The sequence below is a fragment of the Burkholderia sp. SIMBA_062 genome (genome assembly GCF_046534765.1).
GTDB lineage: Bacteria > Pseudomonadota > Gammaproteobacteria > Burkholderiales > Burkholderiaceae > Burkholderia > Burkholderia ambifaria.
This window is the reverse complement of record NZ_JAWRYD010000044.1, coordinates 36,628-52,478: the sequence shown is the minus strand read 5'-3', so window position 1 is coordinate 52,478 and position 15,851 is coordinate 36,628. Positions and strand designations below refer to the sequence as shown.

At 61.9% G+C, this 15,851-nt stretch carries 21 protein-coding genes and 4 pseudogenes; 6 read left to right on the top strand and 19 right to left on the bottom strand.

The window, feature by feature from the left end:
• Positions 1-31 precede the first annotated feature (31 nt).
• From SB786_RS32025 to SB786_RS31990, 8 genes are all read right to left on the bottom strand, one after another.
• On the bottom strand, positions 32-202 hold the full coding sequence (locus SB786_RS32025) for a hypothetical protein (protein WP_410730959.1): 171 nt from the start codon (positions 200-202) through the stop codon (positions 32-34).
• A gap of 170 nt (positions 203-372) precedes the next feature.
• Complete coding sequence (locus SB786_RS32020) at positions 373-579, bottom strand: hypothetical protein (protein WP_410730958.1); 207 nt, start codon at positions 577-579, stop codon at positions 373-375.
• 51 nt (positions 580-630) lie between these two features.
• The gene (locus tag SB786_RS32015; RefSeq protein WP_410730957.1) at positions 631-975 is read right to left on the bottom strand and encodes a hypothetical protein; all 345 of its coding nucleotides are present in this window, start codon (positions 973-975) and stop codon (positions 631-633) included.
• 18 nt (positions 976-993) lie between these two features.
• Positions 994-1,269 (bottom strand): YkgJ family cysteine cluster protein, encoded by a 276-nt coding sequence (locus SB786_RS32010; protein ID WP_410730964.1) that lies wholly within the window; start codon positions 1,267-1,269, stop codon positions 994-996.
• 231 nt (positions 1,270-1,500) lie between these two features.
• Positions 1,501-1,725, bottom strand: coding sequence for a hypothetical protein (locus SB786_RS32005; protein WP_410730955.1), 225 nt, complete (start codon positions 1,723-1,725; stop codon positions 1,501-1,503).
• Positions 1,726-1,765: 40 nt separating this feature from the next.
• Positions 1,766-1,936 (bottom strand): hypothetical protein, encoded by a 171-nt coding sequence (locus tag SB786_RS32000; RefSeq protein WP_410730954.1) that lies wholly within the window; start codon positions 1,934-1,936, stop codon positions 1,766-1,768.
• A gap of 59 nt (positions 1,937-1,995) precedes the next feature.
• Positions 1,996-2,310, bottom strand: coding sequence for an H-NS histone family protein (locus SB786_RS31995; protein WP_410730953.1), 315 nt, complete (start codon positions 2,308-2,310; stop codon positions 1,996-1,998).
• A gap of 41 nt (positions 2,311-2,351) precedes the next feature.
• Positions 2,352-2,528 (bottom strand): hypothetical protein, encoded by a 177-nt coding sequence (locus SB786_RS31990; protein WP_410730952.1) that lies wholly within the window; start codon positions 2,526-2,528, stop codon positions 2,352-2,354.
• Positions 2,529-2,691: 163 nt separating this feature from the next.
• Between SB786_RS31990 and SB786_RS31985 the strand changes: the two genes are divergently transcribed.
• On the top strand, positions 2,692-3,114 hold the full coding sequence (locus tag SB786_RS31985) for a hypothetical protein (RefSeq protein ID WP_410730951.1): 423 nt from the start codon (positions 2,692-2,694) through the stop codon (positions 3,112-3,114).
• Here the strand turns inward: SB786_RS31985 and SB786_RS31980 are convergent.
• Positions 3,111-3,416 carry a hypothetical protein gene (locus SB786_RS31980; protein ID WP_410730950.1) on the bottom strand — a complete coding sequence of 102 codons (306 nt, stop codon included), beginning with the start codon at positions 3,414-3,416 and terminating at the stop codon, positions 3,111-3,113. The two genes, SB786_RS31985 and SB786_RS31980, sit on opposite strands and share 4 nt — an antisense overlap.
• Positions 3,417-3,445: 29 nt before the next feature.
• Positions 3,446-3,631: a hypothetical protein gene (locus tag SB786_RS31975; protein WP_410730963.1), complete on the bottom strand. Its 186-nt coding sequence runs from the start codon at positions 3,629-3,631 to the stop codon at positions 3,446-3,448.
• Positions 3,632-3,758: 127 nt separating this feature from the next.
• Between SB786_RS31975 and SB786_RS31970 the strand changes: the two genes are divergently transcribed.
• Positions 3,759-4,124 (top strand): hypothetical protein, encoded by a 366-nt coding sequence (locus SB786_RS31970; protein WP_410730949.1) that lies wholly within the window; start codon positions 3,759-3,761, stop codon positions 4,122-4,124.
• Between the two features lie 166 nt (positions 4,125-4,290).
• On the opposite strand, the gene SB786_RS31965 is transcribed toward SB786_RS31970, so the two are convergent.
• The 8 genes from SB786_RS31965 to SB786_RS31930 all read right to left on the bottom strand — a co-directional run bounded on the left by SB786_RS31965 (position 4,291) and on the right by SB786_RS31930 (position 8,815).
• Entirely contained in the window at positions 4,291-4,476 is a 186-nt protein-coding gene (locus tag SB786_RS31965; protein ID WP_410730948.1) for a hypothetical protein, read from the bottom strand.
• Positions 4,477-4,963: 487 nt separating this feature from the next.
• The gene (locus tag SB786_RS31960) at positions 4,964-5,230 is read right to left on the bottom strand and encodes a hypothetical protein (protein WP_410730947.1); all 267 of its coding nucleotides are present in this window, start codon (positions 5,228-5,230) and stop codon (positions 4,964-4,966) included.
• 27 nt (positions 5,231-5,257) lie between these two features.
• Positions 5,258-5,857, bottom strand: a complete 600-nt coding sequence (locus tag SB786_RS31955) for a hypothetical protein (RefSeq protein WP_410730946.1) — start codon at positions 5,855-5,857, stop codon at positions 5,258-5,260.
• 340 nt (positions 5,858-6,197) lie between these two features.
• The gene (locus SB786_RS31950) at positions 6,198-6,500 is read right to left on the bottom strand and encodes a hypothetical protein (RefSeq protein ID WP_410730945.1); all 303 of its coding nucleotides are present in this window, start codon (positions 6,498-6,500) and stop codon (positions 6,198-6,200) included.
• 530 nt (positions 6,501-7,030) lie between these two features.
• Positions 7,031-7,324: a hypothetical protein gene (locus tag SB786_RS31945; protein ID WP_410730944.1), complete on the bottom strand. Its 294-nt coding sequence runs from the start codon at positions 7,322-7,324 to the stop codon at positions 7,031-7,033.
• Between the two features lie 11 nt (positions 7,325-7,335).
• On the bottom strand, positions 7,336-7,686 hold the full coding sequence (locus tag SB786_RS31940; protein WP_410730943.1) for a type II toxin-antitoxin system ChpB family toxin: 351 nt from the start codon (positions 7,684-7,686) through the stop codon (positions 7,336-7,338).
• On the bottom strand, positions 7,680-7,931 hold the full coding sequence (locus SB786_RS31935; RefSeq protein WP_205786389.1) for an AbrB/MazE/SpoVT family DNA-binding domain-containing protein: 252 nt from the start codon (positions 7,929-7,931) through the stop codon (positions 7,680-7,682). Before SB786_RS31935 ends, SB786_RS31940 begins: the two co-directional genes overlap by 7 nt.
• 203 nt (positions 7,932-8,134) lie before the next feature.
• Entirely contained in the window at positions 8,135-8,815 is a 681-nt protein-coding gene (locus tag SB786_RS31930) for a tyrosine-type recombinase/integrase (protein WP_410730942.1), read from the bottom strand.
• A 163-nt stretch (positions 8,816-8,978) separates the two neighbouring features.
• Between SB786_RS31930 and SB786_RS31925 the strand changes: the two genes are divergently transcribed.
• Both SB786_RS31925 and SB786_RS31920 read left to right on the top strand, forming a co-directional pair.
• Positions 8,979-9,305, top strand: a complete 327-nt coding sequence (locus tag SB786_RS31925; protein WP_410730941.1) for an H-NS family nucleoid-associated regulatory protein — start codon at positions 8,979-8,981, stop codon at positions 9,303-9,305.
• A gap of 127 nt (positions 9,306-9,432) precedes the next feature.
• Positions 9,433-10,343 (top strand): annotated as a pseudogene (locus SB786_RS31920) (SOS response-associated peptidase family protein).
• A gap of 341 nt (positions 10,344-10,684) precedes the next feature.
• Here SB786_RS31920 and SB786_RS31915 read toward each other — a convergent pair.
• Positions 10,685-11,053, bottom strand: a pseudogene (locus SB786_RS31915) (IS110 family transposase); the annotation flags it as partial.
• Positions 11,054-11,239: 186 nt separating this feature from the next.
• On the opposite strand from SB786_RS31915, the pseudogene SB786_RS31910 reads away from it, so the two are divergent.
• Positions 11,240-12,672: pseudogene (locus SB786_RS31910) on the top strand (Y-family DNA polymerase).
• 6 nt (positions 12,673-12,678) lie between these two features.
• Positions 12,679-15,827 (top strand): annotated as a pseudogene (locus SB786_RS31905) (error-prone DNA polymerase).
• The last annotated feature ends 24 nt before the right edge of the window (positions 15,828-15,851 follow it).

Below are 15,851 nucleotides of genomic sequence, written 5' to 3'. Positions count from 1 at the left end.
CTTTTCTTCTTCATCGGCATATCCATGACTTTTACTCCGCATGATATGCCTCGCCCACGAAATCACGGATAGGTCCGGCAGCACCATCGGGAAACATCTTTTTGTACTCGCCATGGATTTTCGCTTCGATCGCCTCGTGAAACTCGTGATTCCAGCTATCTGTCCAGTCGACGAACCATCGCACCAGCTTCCGCTTGCCCATTGCCCCCCCTGTTTCCCTAGTTCAGTTCTCGGTTGAGGTATCAGGCCGAGCCTGTGTCGTTCTTGCAGAGACCGCACCACATCCCTTTGCTCGCGCTGCATAGTGCCGGGCGTCCGCAATGCGGGCAGCGGATTGTGATCGCTCCGAGGTTCATCATGTTCTCCGATCGATTAAGCGACAGCCTCCTTTTCGATGGAGCGTTTCGTATCGAGGCCGCGCAGGTTCGTATGCTCGGTGACTGTGTACCGGGCGATAACCTTGCCCTCGGGGGTGATCTCTTCGTACTCGTCAATCTCGGTCTGCCCCATCGTCCCTTTCGTGCGCGAGCCCACGTGGCGCAACTCATTGCCGGGCGCGACGCCCAGTTCATCTTTCAAGCTCATAGTCCGAATTCCCCTTTTCTTTGATACCGGCAGACCGGCGTTTTCCTATGCTCCGTGCGCCGCGCAGTAGCCGCCTGCCGCGCGCTGCGCCTTCCACTCTCCCGGCTCTAACAATGTCGCGCCGACAATGAAATTCCGGCACGGCTTACCTTGCTTCGTTCGGGCCGAGCAGTAAACCGAACCTTGAGATTCATACCACTCGATGTACTCGGGCTTGGTCAGTGCCGTTAGCTCTGCGAACAGTGCTTGCTTGTCCGTCGTGAGCTGATACGCCTGCTCTGGCGTCAACTGCACGGTCGAGCTCCCGCCAAGCACCGGTACGCCGACGACGAACTGGCAACCGGCGTCTTGTGCAACTTTCAGCGTGGTGATGAAATCAACTTTATTCATTTGTTTCCCTGCTCTGTCCTACAGCTTGAAAAACGTCCGAACCTGGTGGCAGCCATCCGAGCCAGGCATAAACTCCCGGCACACACCCGGGCGATGCTCATAGATCGAGCACGAAACCTGCTCGCCGACTTTGCCGACGAGAGCGACGCAACGATCGCCGTCGCACTTCATTCGGCCGGTCTCACAATCGCACATCTCCTCGGGAATGCCGTCACACGTGTCCTCTTCGAGGAACTCTGGCCACGTGTGCGAGTATGCACAGCAGCCACCGCAGGATTGGCAATCGAAGGACATCATGTTTTCCTACTTCAAATTGCGTAACGCACGTTTGAGCTTGTGCTCCGCGTCTTGCAACTGACTGTGAGCATACGGCAGGCACCGCCCTTTCCGAGTTCGTTAGCTACGGATACTTTTGCAGATTCGATCGCCCGGAGCACAGCCTTCAGCTCGCGCTCAAGATCTTTTGAGTCTTGACTTTGATTGCTCATTGTTTTCCTCGTACCGGCCCCGCCGGCGTTTTCCTATTCAAAGCGGTTGTTCGAGCACGGCCGCGCGATACTGCGCTCGCAGTAGCAAATCCGGAACTGGAGCGAGCACCTCGGACATGAACCGCAACTCGACGCACGCACCGCTACCGTGCTTTACAACGGCACGATGAAACGCTGCGCGCGCCGCATCAAGCTGCGTCTTATCCTTGGCCGCAACGGCGCGGATCGCTGCGCGTTCGGCATCGGTCAGAATTTCGCTCATAAGCTTTTCCTTCGACATGGCCCTCCCCCATTTTTCAATCTTATTCGTTCGCCGCGTAGTTCGCCCGGTCGCGCCAATCGCTCACCGCGCTCGACTGCGACGAACCGCTTCCGTTGATCTCGCGACCACGGAACGTGGCGTGTGCGCGCCACGACTTGCCGACCTGCATTACCCATACATCGACGGTCTCTTCGTCAACGATGACCGGCACTGAAGTTGCTCCCCTCATAGCCTGTTTTCCTATCAATAGTCGACGGGCGGCTACCCTACTCAGATGGCGGGCAGGTCCGGCTGGATTAGGAACGCTGCAGGATCGTTACCGAGCCACGCTGGTTGCCGACCACGGCCAGACCAGGTTCTACCTGTTGCCGGGTCGCGGTACATCGGAGCCGTCGACATGCTCCTTGGTTTGCGCTTATGCGCTTTCTCTTGCAGATCCAGAACGCTGAGATCGAATTCCTTCATCAGTTCCTTGATCTGTCCGATCGCCGCTTCACGTTCGGCTTCGCGAGCGGCATTGATTTGCGCATCCAGTGCCTCTCGTTGCGCAATTAGAGCTACGTAACCCGTCGGTTTTGAGTCCATGTTTTCGCTATTCCTCGTTGCCGGCGCCGGCCGGCGTTTTCCTATTCGTGCCCGCGCAGTTGCTCAAGTGAATCATCCAGCACATCAGCAGCAATCGCGTGCAGCTCGGCCACCGCGTTGTCCAGATCGACACCCGAGGGCATCTTGCGCGACTCGGCCGAGTCACGCAGAACGTTGATCGCAAGGCGCAGCGCGTCGGCAAGAGTGAGATCCGGCATGGTCGTTTTCCTAGACGGAATGGTTGGGGAGCCACATAAGTGCCCCGTCGTACTCGCTTCCGGCAATGGCGGTCCAACTAAGCCCTTGCTCGTCGATGGCAACGCAGCCAGGCTGCCAGTGCTCAGGGTTGCGCAGCTCGTTCACCCAGCCCTGGACCTCGCCTTGGAAGAACACCACTACGCCACCTCTACCAACAAGACATTCATCTTCGCGGTAGTGTCGCGCGTCGTCGATCATCGCCATAGTGAACTGCCTCGTTTTCCGTCGTCTATCGTACTACTGCTTTCGGCCGCGTCTATCAGCGGATCGAGCACGCGAAATCGCTGCGTCAGCTTCTTCGCGGGCCTCGAGAAGGTGGAGAAGCCAGTGGAGTGCGGCTACTGCGCTCCAAAGAATCGCAAGCCCAACGCCAAGAGCCGCAATAAGCCACAACTATCCCCCTGCGCTAACAGTCTCAAACGGCATGGCACGCGCGAGGACCGGCATCGATCCAATCAAAACCACGAGCAATTTGGTCCCGATATTCTGCGTCAGGCTGCGCATGCCACTTCCTTATGTGCATTCCTCGACATGGTGTTGTCCTAGATTTCGGTGCCGTCGAACAACGAGACCAACTCCTCGTGTGGCCACGCGCTTAGCGCGAGTGCGGCCGGCGAACGAGCAGCTTCGTCGGCTACTGAGTCAAGATACCGTTGATTCCCTCGTGCGCGTACCGTCGAAAGCACCTCGCCAACGATTTTGCGACCGGCCCGTGCGTGCCCGGTGTAGTAGAGCCAGCAACCTAATGCAAATTGGTCACACCAGTGCATTGCGAGATCGCCATGCCGTTTATCGAGCATCGCACGCAATTCGTGGGCTTCAACCGGCTCAATTCCTGCCTTTTCCAATCCGTTGCTCCTCGGTCGTGCGCGTTTCGTTACAAGTCGTACTTCGCGCTCAGTTCAACAATTCGCCCCACACGCGCATGGTGTGCCGAGCGAGCGTCAGCCGGAACGTCGGCGAGATTCACCTTGCCACACGCGACCGACGTCTCCCATTCGGTCGTTCGCCGAACGAGGTCCAACAGCTCGCGCAATTCCCGCTTCATCGTATCGAACACCATCACGTTCCTCTTCTTTCTATCGAGTCTCGCGATACATCGCGGGACCGCCGATGAGACCCACTGCCGTCAGCTCGTTTCGCCCATAGTTGCGTGATTCCTTGCGGACCTCGTAACCGCATTCGTCGCAATGGACTCGTTCGATATGATCAGCCACAGTCGCGACTTCATCACGTACAGCCGCGAGATCCCGCATCGTCATGTCACCAGGCAGCGACCGCAAGCACTCCAACAAAGTAGCCATTTTGCGTTTTCCTTGGTTGCAGCATCAAACCGGTTCGCGTTTGCCGCACCACCGGCAACGCATGTGGTCAAAGCTACGGCCACGCCATTCCGGTTCCATCGTATGCTCGGCTCGAGCGCCTACGCACTCGCCCGGTACGGTCTGCGCGCCGCTGTCACGAAGGTCAAAGGAATCGAGGCTCTGCCCCATGTCCTCAGCATCTTGTTGATGCACACTGCTATCACCAGCCATAGCGGCTCCTTTTTTCGTTGACTTGCCCGTGCATTATTCGCGCGCCACTGGCTCATCGAATGAGCCACCCGATGGGCCGTGCTCAATTTTCCGCGTCGTTAGTGCCTGACTGTTGCCGCTTGTATCAAGCGGCAAGGATCAAGCCGCATTACTGTGCGCCGCGAATGTTCGCGTTCCCTTTTTCCCGTTAGATGTCGAGCGTGCGGCAGGCTTCTGCCCACGCCCACGATTCGCGCTTGCCGTAACCGATCACCTTGCGGCCGTTCGGTTTCAGCAGCACCTTGTATCGGACCTGGCCGTCGCTAAACGTGCCGTCTTCGCGGATGACTACCGCATCCGGGTATTTCGCCAGTAAGCGATCTTTCGCGCGCATCGTGTTTTCCTATTTGCAGGCGATCGTCGGCACACAAGTTCGGGCGCCATTTCGATCATCACCGCTCAAAGCCGTCCAGGTCCGTCCTCGTTCATCGACTGAAACGCAACCCGGTTGCCAGTGTTCGGGGTCTCGCAACTCATTGACCCAGCTTTGCACGCTGCCGTCGAACAAGACAACTACCCCACCACGTCCGACATACCCGTGTTCCTCTCGCCAGCGCCAAGCGACTTCTTGGGGCGTCGCAGCCGTAGATCTTCCCGCTTTCCTTCAGTCTTTGCTCCACCAGTGGGAACGGCCGCGATAGCGACCTGAGTCGATTCACGGTTGCCTAGCTCGCCGGGCAATCGCGAATCGGCCAATTTTTCTATCGTACAGTGCCGTTTTTGCAGTGACTGCACCACATCCCCTTGCTCGCGCTGCACAACGCAAGGCGGCCGCAGTGCGGGCAGCGGATCGAGATCGCTCCAAGGGTCATTCCGCCTTCCTATTCTTGACCAACAAGATCATGAGAGACGCCGTGCCGCTCGCACTGCTTGTCTAGGTCGACGCCAGCGCTAAGATCGCGTGCGACCATCGATAGCGCTGCTGTCAAGACATCATCAGTCTCGGCTGTGATCGTATAGTCGCGATCGGCAGACATGCTCTTCCACTGTTCCAACGCGTTGAACGCGTCAGTACTCGCTCGATTCACGCTCTGGAATCCAATTTGTGACCGAGGATTACGAGCAAAGCGTCGGACGGAGGTGATCATCGTTTCGCTCCTAAGTTTCCGAGGCATTTATGCACCAGCCGTCTTGGTCTCCTGCTCCGTCAAACTCGGCAGGGCAACTGCACGCATTATCACGTCACCCAAGGTTAGGACGAGGTGCATGTTGTCCTCGATTGGTTTGCGGTCAGTACCCGTTCCTCTGCCGCTCTCCAGCAGGGCGCGATGGTCTAGTGCAGCGAAATAGGCCCTATTGAACGCGTTACGAACTTCCGGCTCCAAGTACAGCGCGTTGTCGTTCCACCATGCCTGACATTCGACGGCCACAGGCCCGATATCTTCTTTGTGAATGTTCGCGATCAGCTTCCGCCATCGAGAGAAAGCCTCTTGATGTGCCTGCAAACGCCGATCTACCGCTGCAAACCGCAGCTCGTGCGTTGCCTTCAACTGTTCGATCAGTATCGCATTCTGATGAGATATCGCCGCCAACCGCTCGGCATTCTCAGTCTTGATATCTTCGACGGTGCGAGTCAGTTTGCCGATGTCTTGCGATGTCGCGCGGTTTTTGCCCTTTTCTTGCATGTAACTAACAACGTATCCGCATGCCACGATCAGCAGCGTTACGATCGGCGAGGCCACGGCGAGCCAATCGGTGCGATGGAAAGAACTCATGTCTCTCGTGCCTTTGCTATTTGGGCGCGCGGTGCCTCAGTGCCTCGAGTCGGACGACATCGGCGGGTCTTGACGCCCGCTTGCCCGATATCGCGTGATTCACCAGCTTCCTCAGTGCCATGCCGCTGTTTTCCTTTACTCGTACGTCCTGACAGGGGGCAGGCCACGCTGCTCGAGAAGAGCATCCTCCGCATGTTCCATCGACGCCTGTCGATACCGCGCCGACGAGAAGTCGGGCGGATCGAGCGCCCATACGTGCGGTTCACGTGCGCGCGCTAAAGCCTCGATCTCTTCAGCCGTCGGCGCCTGAGCGTTAGTCTGGTGGCCCATCTTTTTCCGTCTAGTCGTCGTTGAAGATTTCATGCAGGCATCGCATGAGCCCCTCGGCATATGCCAATCGCGTCTCGATGTCCATACCGTCGATGTCTCCGGCGAGCCGTGCACCGAAGCGCTTCGCGAATACTGGGGCGTGCCCGCGTGATTGACCATCTGCGAGCAGGGCTTCGACCATTTCGCCTGCGATCACCTCGCCGCGACGCTCCGCATCGAACAGCCGCCCACAGTTACACGTGCCAACGCCCTGCGCTCCGCATTTCAGGCAGCGAACCGATGCGTTGATTACACTCTCGATTGGCAAAGTCATTTCGCTGTTCCCTCAATGCCGGCGAGGCCGACGTTTTCCTGTCCCGGCCGCGCCGGCGAATTTTCCGATTAGCGGCGCGTACAATTGCCCAATCGCGGTGGGTTGCCGAAGCCCGCTTTTTCGCCAGCCAATACGTAGCTCTGTACCGCGTCACGGGCTTTGCGATTTAACACAAGAAGAGAGCCGTAGGCAGCGCGGCCATATGCAGTCGGGCCTGTGCCGCCTGATGCCAAAACGAGCCCGTCCTCACTGTTCTGGAGGATGACTGCTCGCGAGGATCCGGCCTCCGCATCATCCTGCGCGTTCGCCCCGAGCTTAGATGGGCTGACTTCAATGCGCGCGGTAAGAGGATCGTCGAGCGCGACGTCGTAGACGAACCGGGAAGTGCTTGGTGGTGGCTCCCGGAGCTCGCAGCGCCACTCCTCGGTAGCCCGGGGAGAAGGTCGAGCGATTGCCAATGCGCAAATGGAGCCCCCCGCGACCATCAGCCCTAGTTTCCGATTCATAATTTTCCCCCGCTTTCCGATCTGTCAGGTCAAAATTGTCGCGAAGCCTTGACAGACCGCCGCGACGCTCGCCGCTGCAGCTGCCCAGCGATTCCACCGCGCTTGCTTCATGCCCGTGGCGAACGGATCAACGAGCTTGCCATTGTTGCCCTGGATCGAGAGACTGCCGCCGATAAACCCATTCTCGTCGGCAGGTGGATCGACGTGCTCAACTTCAACTCGCGTGGACAGATACCACAATGAAGCAGCAGTGAAAGCTGCAACCGCCGACGCAACGTTGAGAAGAAAGGCCGCCAATTTCTTCGAGTCTGAACTCACTTCAGTTTTTCCTACTCGATTATCGTTTGCAGCCGAGCCAGCGCATCTTCGACTACCTCGGCCGGAGCCCGCTCGATCTTGCGTGCGCCACGCGCGTCCAGATCGAGCATCCGGACCATGTTCACCAAGGCCACGCCCTGCGTCTCGGTGCCCGAGCCGGAGAGCGGCACGGCGAATCCTGCGAAGCGCGCAAACTCCCCGCCCTGCGTGATCGGCGCGACGAGCGCCACCCCCAAGGCATTGAATGCGGCGGGAGACAGCACAAGCGCGGGACGGAAATCGCCCTGCTGCTCGCGCCCGATGGTCGGGTTCAGGCTCACGCGCACGATGTCGCCCCGATCGAACTTGACCCGCTTCACCATGCTTCACGACCTACCGGCTTGACCTCACCCCATGCAGCCATGTCCGCCGGGAAAGGCGCTTTCGCATCACACTGAGCGACCAGCTCGTCCAGGGCATACTTGCGGCGCGCGGGGGTCAGCAATACGCCGTCCGGGCGCACGTCGGCGTTCAGGGAGCCGCCGACCGAGGCGTGCATCTGCTCGAGCAACACGGCGGGGAGTCGCACCGCCGCACTGTTGCCCCATTTCTGAATTTTTAGTTCCATGACATCACTCCGAATGTTGATCCATTGTAGAAACAACGCCGCGAGACGTCAAGAAAAACGTATCTACTTTGGATATACGCGGTGCGAGGATGTAGCGATGCGCGTGCACGTCAAATTATCGGCGAGGCTAGGCCAATCCTGAATGGGTCCGGTGAGGCGAATGCCAGAGGCATTCGCGCGGTAGCCGGACAAAGCCCCAGCAGTCAAATCGCCTCCTCCAAGATGCGGCTGAGCACCTCTCGATCCACGTGAATATAGCGCCGGGTGTCGTCAATCGATTCATGGCCGAGCAGCAGCTGGACCTGCTCAATCGTCGCGCCGCGACCGAGTAATTTGGTCGCAAATGTACGTCGACCGCTGTGGCTGGAAGCCTTGATACCCGCCGCTTTGTAGAGGCTCGTCACATAGGATTGAAGCGAATCCGCTGCCCAGTAGTCCATCAGCTGTCCGTCGGCCGAGAAACGCTTCTTACGATTCAGCGAATACGGATATCCCTTGCGGCTCAGGATCAACGGAAGGTCAGGGATCAGACCGCGAAAGCGAGATTTCTCGAGCGTGGTGCCGAGTTCGCGCGTGACTCGGAATGCCAGATACCGCTCGATCGCATCGACCAGCTTTCGAGCCGAGAAATACACGGCGCGCTGGCGGCAACCCTTGGTAATCGCCGCGCGAAGTGAGACTTCGGTGCGGAGCGCACCACTGCGAAACATGACATCCGCGACCGTCAATTGCGCGACCTCGGTGATTCGCATACCGACGCTCATGCCGAGCAGCAGGATCACGGCATCGCGCGCTGGATGCCTGCTTGTTGCCTCAGTGACTCGAAGTAGATGACGGATCTGCCCGGGCGACAGGACGGCCGCTCGCGTTACGGTGTTGGACATGCTGGCTCTCTGAACAGGATAGAAATCGGGATCATTCAGAGAGAAAACCGCGGAGGCTCTTTTTCGAGGCTAACACACCATCCTACAAGGCAAGCTCGGAAAATACGCCGCTGCAACGATATCCGTTACCATCCCGTCGTATTGCAATAACTCGACAACGATCGTGACGACTGACGTACAAGACCTACAGGCTCAACTACGCGAATTGAATATTCGACTCGCGGACGTGAAGAAGGACGAGAAGCAGGCGTATTTGGCCGGCGTCCAGGAGCGCGTTGCGCTCTACGGCATCACCGAAGAAGAACTGCTGCGCGCGGCAGGCTTCCGGAAATCGCGCAAATCGCGGGCGCAGGCGAAGTACTACGACCCCTCTTCGGGTAAGCAATGGTCTGGATTCGGGCCGCGACCGAAATGGCTGGAAGGCAAGAATCTCGACGACTACCTAATCGAGCGTGCGGCGAAACCGTGGTGGCCTGGAGAGGACGCCTGAGGGCTCGTCTCCGCGACGATCAGGCGGCGAAAATGGTCGGCGGTCGGCCGAACGTCGCGACGGTGTTGGGCCTCGACTCAAAACTTGCGGTACCCTCGCGCTGAACGGGTGCTTAAGGGGCGCGGCAATGTGCTATTCCGCAAAGATCCAAGCCAACTACCGGGAGTACGTGCGGCGCTACGGCGCCGATATGGACATCGACACGTTCCGGCGCCTCTACTTTGCGCGCGCAGCGTCTGACGACATCAAGATCCCGAAAGCGGTCGACGCCGCGTTCGCCGGTGTCGACGACGAAATCTCGGCGGCGATCGCCGCGTATCGGAGCCTGTGGACGCGGAAGCTGGAGACCGCTCTGTTCGAGCAGCGAGCACGGCTCGTCGCGGCCGAGAAAAAGCTCGCTGAGAAGATCACGAAGAAGGCCAGCGAGGACGTCCGGATCGCCGCGAACAAGATCGAGGCGGCAACGCGCGGGCTCGACGATCTTCGCCGGCGGGACCTGCAGGAGCGTGATTCGCGGATCTTTCCCGGTTGGTATGCGCCTGTGCTGATCGAGCTCGAAGGCAAACGCCTGGTCGTGCCGATGCGATATCGATGCAGGCTGCCGGGCTGGACCGAGGCGGAGGAGAAGCTGAAGCCCGGAGTTTATAACGCCAGAAAAACGAGCCTCGCCACGGTTTGGCGCCAGGTGTTTGGCTTCACGCACGGCATCGTGCTAGCCGACACGTTTTTCGAGCATGTCGACCGAGACGGGAAGGACGTCGTCCTGCGTTTCGATCCCACACCGCCGCAGCAGATGCAGCTCGCGTGCTTGTGGACGCGCACCGAGATTCTTGGTGCCGATGACCTCTGGTCGTTTGCGGCGATCACCGACGATCCGCCGCCCGAAGTCGCGGCCGCAGGGCATGACCGGTGTGTGATTCCGCTGAAATCCTCGAATGTCGACGCCTGGCTAGCGCCGGATCCCTCCCGGCGTGCGCAGCTGCGGGAGATCCTCCCGACCACGAGCGGCCTTACTACGAGCACCAGCTCGCAGCGTAAACGCGGGGGGTTGGAGGGGCGGTTATCTCTGTCATATGTCGCGGTAGGAATGCCCATTACTGGGCATCCCCCGCACAGATCCCGGCGTGCGCAATTCGCGCACCGGGCTCCTGCCTCGGGTGGTTGGCGTCAAACCGCACGACCGGCCAAGGGTGAAGGATGCGAGCCTTGGGTATCCACTGCTTCGCGCGCCGTTGCATCTTTGCCCACGGGGTGTCGTCCTTTTGACTGCGGCGCCACAGAAGCCCGCGGAGCGAGTTGATCTGCATCGTACAACGTCTCGATCAACATCGTCGGAAGACGGTTCGCAAGACGCTCCAGTACATCTGGAATGGCGCTGTCGAGCGCATCTTCACCAGTTGCTGTCGCATCCGGTGCATCGCAAGAACTGCCTGCTGCCCTTCAGTTTTAACCGCAACGCCTTTTCCGGGTTGTTGCACTGCAAGCCAGATTGCGCGCGCATCGGCCGAATCGTTTTTGTTGCCGATATTGAACGCCTTCACGAAGCGCCCGGGCATCAGCCGAACATCATGCCCCATTTCCATCAAGCGTCTCGCCCAGTGCTGGGCTCCGCCGCAGGCTTCCATGCCGATAAGGCACGGGCTTCTATTCGCGAAGTAGTCGAGGAAAGCCGAACGCTTAATCGCCTTGTTTATGATAGCGCCGGTGTCTTCGTCCAGGTGATGCACCTGAAACACAGATTTCGCAATATCGACCCGACTGGAATGCGGTTCATCGCGAAGCTCCTGTAAGGGCCACGGGGGACCTCATCATCGCTGATTTCACGCGCCATGGATCCCGGCACCCATGACACCCCACCGCCGGCGGACGCACAATGGGTGGGAGGCGTTCATACCATTTGGATCGGCGTGCATCTGCCGCACCTCAACCTCGAAGTGTTCCGGCCGCGGTCGCCGGCGCCGTCGCCTGACGATGCGCGCGGGCTCGTCGTGCTCGAGGGCGGCTGCGTCGTGGCGCTCGATCGCGCCGCGCGTCGCTCGGCGTGGTCGCCGGCATGCGCCGCGGGGGCGTGCTATCCCTCGCACCGGACGCGCAGATCCGCGAGCGCGACGCCGCGCGCGAGCGCGAGCTCGTGCTCGGCGTTGCCTATGCGCTCTTGCAGTTCACACCGAGCGTCGTCGACGCCGAGGAAGCCGTGGTGGTGCTCGACGTGACGGCGAGCCTGCGCCTCTTCCACGGCATCCGCGCGCTGCGCCAGCGCGTGCGCGACGTCGTCGCATCGTTCGGCGTCACCGCGGCGATATCGGTCGCTTCGTCGGGTCCGGCAGAGTGGATGGTCGCCCGCGGCCTGCGCGGCGGCCTTGCGCTGTCCGTGCGATCGCTGCGCCGCGCGCTTGCGCGCGTGCCGCTCGTCGTGGCGCCGGACGCCCGGCGCTACGCGAATTGGTTTGAGGATCTCGGCTGCGAAACGCTGGCCGATCTGCAGCGCTTGCCGCGCGCCGGGCTGAAAAAGCGTTGCGGCCCGCAGCTGCTCGACTGGCTCGACCAGGTCGCCGGCACCGCGCCGGCGGCCTACGACTGGATCGAAATGCCGCCGTCGTTCGACACGCGCGTCGAACTGATGGACCGCGTCGAGCACGCCGAGGCGCTGCTGTTCGTCGCGCGCCGGCTGATCCTGCAGCTGACTGGCTGGCTTACCGCAAAGCAGCTGGACGTCGCCGCCTTCGCACTGCTGCTCGAGCACGAGCGCGGGCGGGACGCGATCGCGCCAACCGAAATCGAGATCGCGCTGCGCGCTCCTACCCGCTTCGAGGAACACCTCACGCGGCTTGTCAAGGAACGGCTCGGCCACGTCGAGCTCGCCGGGCCCGTAATTGCGGTGCGCCTGGTCGCCCGCAGCGTGCAGGAAGCGGCCGCGCCGAGCGATTCGCTCTTTCCGGACCCCGGCGGCACGCCGCAAGATCACGCGCGACTGCTCGAACTTCTGACCGCACGGCTCGGCGCCGAGAACGTGCTCGTCCCGGCTCCCACGGCCGACTACCGTCCGGAGCCGGCCGCCCGATGGGTGCCGATGCGCGACGCGCCGAAGCCGTCGCCGCTGCCGGCGGATCTGCCGCGCCCGGCCTGGCTGCTTGCCAAGCCGGTGCCGCTGCTCACGCGCCAGCATCGGCCGTTCTACGGCACGCCGCTGCGCATGGTATCGCCCGGCGAGCGCATCGAAGGCGGCTGGCAGGACGGGCAGACCGTGACGCGCGACTACTTCGTAGCCGAGGACGACAACGGCATCTGCTACTGGATCTACAAGGAGCGGCCGACGGCCAGCGACGAGAGCGAAGCGCGCTTCTTCCTGCACGGCCTGTTCGGCTGATCCGTCATGGACGCCGGCAGTTTCGGCGCCCTGCCCGCCTACGCGGAACTTCAGGTCGCCTCCGATTTTTCGTTCCTGCACGGCGCGTCGCGCGCGGAGGAGTACGTGGCGCGCGCGGCGCAGCTCGGCTACAGCACGTTCGCGATCACGGACGAATGCTCGCTCGCCGGCGTCGTGCGCGCGCACGTCGAAGCGAACGCCGCGAACATGCCGCTGATCATCGGCTCGCACTTCCGGCTGACGGCCGCCGACGGCTCGCCCGCGCTCGCCTTCACCGCTCTCGCGATGAACCGCGACGGATACGGCAACCTCTGCGAATTCATTTCGCTCGGTCGCATGCGCGGCAGGAAAGGCACGTACCGGCTGGCGCCGCTCGATCTCGAACACCCGGAAGCGCCGTACACCCACCTGCGCGGCCTGCCCGACTGTATCGCGATCCTATCGCCAGACTTCCCTGCCAATGAGCAGCGCCTCGATGCGCGGATCGAATGGTTCGCGCGAGTGTTCGGGGATCGCGCATGGGTCGCGCTAACGCTGCACGCCAGCGCGATGGACGACATCCACCGCAGCGTGGTCGAGCGCGTCGCCGCGCGCCACGGTGTGCCGGTGGTGGCCACCAGCTGGCCTCCCATGCACGTTCGGTCGCGCAAGCCGCTGCAGGACCTGCTGACGCGAATTCGCGTCAGTCGACCGGTATCGGAGTGCGGGTACGATCTCGCGCCGAACGCGGAGCGTCACCTGCGATCGCGTCTGCGGCTGGCCAACCTCTATCCCGCCGGCGCGCTCGAGGAAACCGTGCGCGTCGCGCGGCGCTGCACGTTCTCACTCGACGACCTGAAATACGAGTATCCCGACGAACTGGTGCCGGCCGGCACCGACCCGACGACATACCTGCGCGAGCAGACCTACATCGGCGCGCGCCGGCGCTTCCCAGCCGGCATCCCGGTCGACGTGCAGGCGCAGATCGAGCACGAACTGCAGCTGATCTGCCGACCTGAAGTACGAGGCGTATTTCCTGACCGTCTACGACATCGTGCAATTCGCGCGCGAGCAAGGCATCTTGTGCCAGGGCCGCGGCTCGGCCGCGAACTCGTCAGTCTGCTACTGCCTCGGTGTGACTGAGGTCGACCCGTCGCGACAATCGATGCTGTTCGAACGGTTCATCAGCAAGGAGCGCAACGAGCCGCCGGACATCGACGTCGATTTTGAGCACCAGCGCCGCGAAGAGGTCATGCAGTACATCTACCGAAAGTACGGTCGCGATCGCGCAGCGCTGACGGCCGCCGTCACGACGTACCGGCCGCGCAGCGCCTTGCGGGAAGCCGGAAAGGCGCTCGGCGTGGATCCGGCGATCGTCGATCGCGTCGCGAAGCAGCACCACTGGTTCGACTCGCGCGCCGATCTGTTGCAGCGGTTTGCCGAGGCCGGCCTCGATCCCGAAGCGCCACTGAACCAGCAGTGGGCCGCGTTTGCCGCGCAGCTGCTCGGCTACCCGCGGCATCTGTCGCAGCACTCGGGCGGCTTCGTGATCAGCCGCGGCAAGCTCACGCGGCTCGTGCCCGTCGAGAACGCAGCGATGGAGGATCGCTCGATCATCCAGTGGGACAAGGACGACATCGAGGCACTCGGCATCCTAAAAATCGACGTGCTCGCGCTCGGCATGCTGTCGATGGTGCGCCGCGCGCTCGACATGATCTCGGAGAAGCGCGGCGAGACGTTCGAGGTGCAGGACATCCCGGCCGAGGACAAAGCGACCTACGACATGCTGTGCGACGGCGACAGCATGGGGGTGTTTCAGGTGGAGTCGCGCGCGCAAATGTCGATGCTGCCGCGCCTGCGGCCGCAGTGCTTCTACGACCTGGTGATCGAAGTCGCGATCGTGCGGCCCGGCCCGGTGCAAGGCGGAATGGTGCATCCGTTTCTCCGCCGGCGCCAAGGGCTGGAGCCCGTCACGTTTCCGTCGGAAGGCATGGAAAAGGCGTTGGCGCGCACGCTCGGCGTGCCGATCTTCCAGGAGCAGGTGATGCTGGTCGCGATGCTGGCGGCCGGCTTTTCCGCCGGCGAGGCCGACCAGCTGCGCCGCGCGATGGCGGCATGGAAGCGCAAGGGTGGGCTCGAACCCTACCACGAACGTCTGGTGAGCGGCATGCTCGAGCGCGGCTACGATCGCGAGTTTGCCGAGTCGATCTTCGCGCAGATCAAAGGCTTCGGCGAGTACGGCTTTCCGGAGAGCCACGCGGCCAGTTTCGCGCTGCTCGTCTACTCGAGCGCCTGGCTGCGTCGACACGAACCGGCCGTGTTCCTTACTGCCCTGCTCAACAGCCAGCCCATGGGCTTTTACGCGCCGTCGCAGCTGCTGCAGGACGCGCGGCGCCGCGGCGTTGAGGTGCTGCCCGTCGACGTCAACGTGAGCACGTGGGATTCAGCGATCGAAGGGCCGACGACCGAGGCGCCCGGGCGCCTCGGCTTCTCGCTGTTGCGCGGCATGCGCGAGGACGTCGCCGGCCGCATCGAGCTCGCACGCGCTGCGCGGCCATTCGTCGACGTCGCGGACCTCGCGCCGTGCTCGGCTCGATCGGCACGACCTGCAGGTGCTCGCGCGCGCGAACGCACCTCGCGCACTCGCCGGCGGCAACCGACGCGCCGCGCTCTGACTCGCGGCGGCTGCCGTGCCTGATCGGGATCTGCTGCGCGGCACCGAGCGCGACGACGCGGTGCCGGCGCTGCCGCAAGCATCGGAGGGCAAGGAGATCGTCACCGACTATCACGCGATGGGCTTCACGCTAGGCCGGCATCCGCTGCCGCTGTTGCGCGAACGCCTGGCGCTCGATCGCCTACAGTCGGCCGAGCAGCTGCAGACGTTGCGCAGCGGCCAGCTCGCGCGCGCGTGCGGATTGGTCACGGTGCGGCAGCGGCCGGGCACGGCGAACGGCGTACTGTTCATGACGCTCGAAGACGAGACGGGCCAGGTCAACGTGATCCTCTGGCCCGGTCTGCTGGAGAAGTTTCGGAAGGAAGCGCTCGGCGCTGCGCTGCTCGCGGACTATGGTGTATGGCAGGCCGAAGGGAAGGTACGGCACCTGATCGCGAGCAAGCTTGTCGACCGCTCCGAACTGCTTGGAACCCTGCCGACGACAGCGCGCGAGTTCTGCTGAGTCTCGCGGCGTTGGCGGCCAGAT

Coding starts and splice junctions, on each gene's coding strand:
- SB786_RS31975 (WP_410730963.1), bottom strand. CDS start 3,631: ATGGTGTTCGATACGATGAAGCGGGAATTGCGCGAGCTGTTGGACCTC.
- SB786_RS31940 (WP_410730943.1), bottom strand. CDS start 7,686: ATGGTGAAGCGGGTCAAGTTCGATCGGGGCGACATCGTGCGCGTGAGC.
- SB786_RS31955 (WP_410730946.1), bottom strand. CDS start 5,857: ATGAGTTCTTTCCATCGCACCGATTGGCTCGCCGTGGCCTCGCCGATC.
- SB786_RS31970 (WP_410730949.1), top strand. CDS start 3,759: ATGGACTCGTTCGATATGATCAGCCACAGTCGCGACTTCATCACGTAC.
- SB786_RS31995 (WP_410730953.1), bottom strand. CDS start 2,310: ATGGACTCAAAACCGACGGGTTACGTAGCTCTAATTGCGCAACGAGAG.
- SB786_RS31960 (WP_410730947.1), bottom strand. CDS start 5,230: ATGATCACCTCCGTCCGACGCTTTGCTCGTAATCCTCGGTCACAAATT.
- SB786_RS31950 (WP_410730945.1), bottom strand. CDS start 6,500: ATGACTTTGCCAATCGAGAGTGTAATCAACGCATCGGTTCGCTGCCTG.
- SB786_RS32005 (WP_410730955.1), bottom strand. CDS start 1,725: ATGAGCGAAATTCTGACCGATGCCGAACGCGCAGCGATCCGCGCCGTT.
- SB786_RS32025 (WP_410730959.1), bottom strand. CDS start 202: ATGGGCAAGCGGAAGCTGGTGCGATGGTTCGTCGACTGGACAGATAGC.
- SB786_RS32010 (WP_410730964.1), bottom strand. CDS start 1,269: ATGTCCTTCGATTGCCAATCCTGCGGTGGCTGCTGTGCATACTCGCAC.
- SB786_RS32015 (WP_410730957.1), bottom strand. CDS start 975: ATGAATAAAGTTGATTTCATCACCACGCTGAAAGTTGCACAAGACGCC.
- SB786_RS31965 (WP_410730948.1), bottom strand. CDS start 4,476: ATGCGCGCGAAAGATCGCTTACTGGCGAAATACCCGGATGCGGTAGTC.
- SB786_RS31935 (WP_205786389.1), bottom strand. CDS start 7,931: ATGGAACTAAAAATTCAGAAATGGGGCAACAGTGCGGCGGTGCGACTC.
- SB786_RS31930 (WP_410730942.1), bottom strand. CDS start 8,815: ATGTCCAACACCGTAACGCGAGCGGCCGTCCTGTCGCCCGGGCAGATC.
- SB786_RS31990 (WP_410730952.1), bottom strand. CDS start 2,528: ATGCCGGATCTCACTCTTGCCGACGCGCTGCGCCTTGCGATCAACGTT.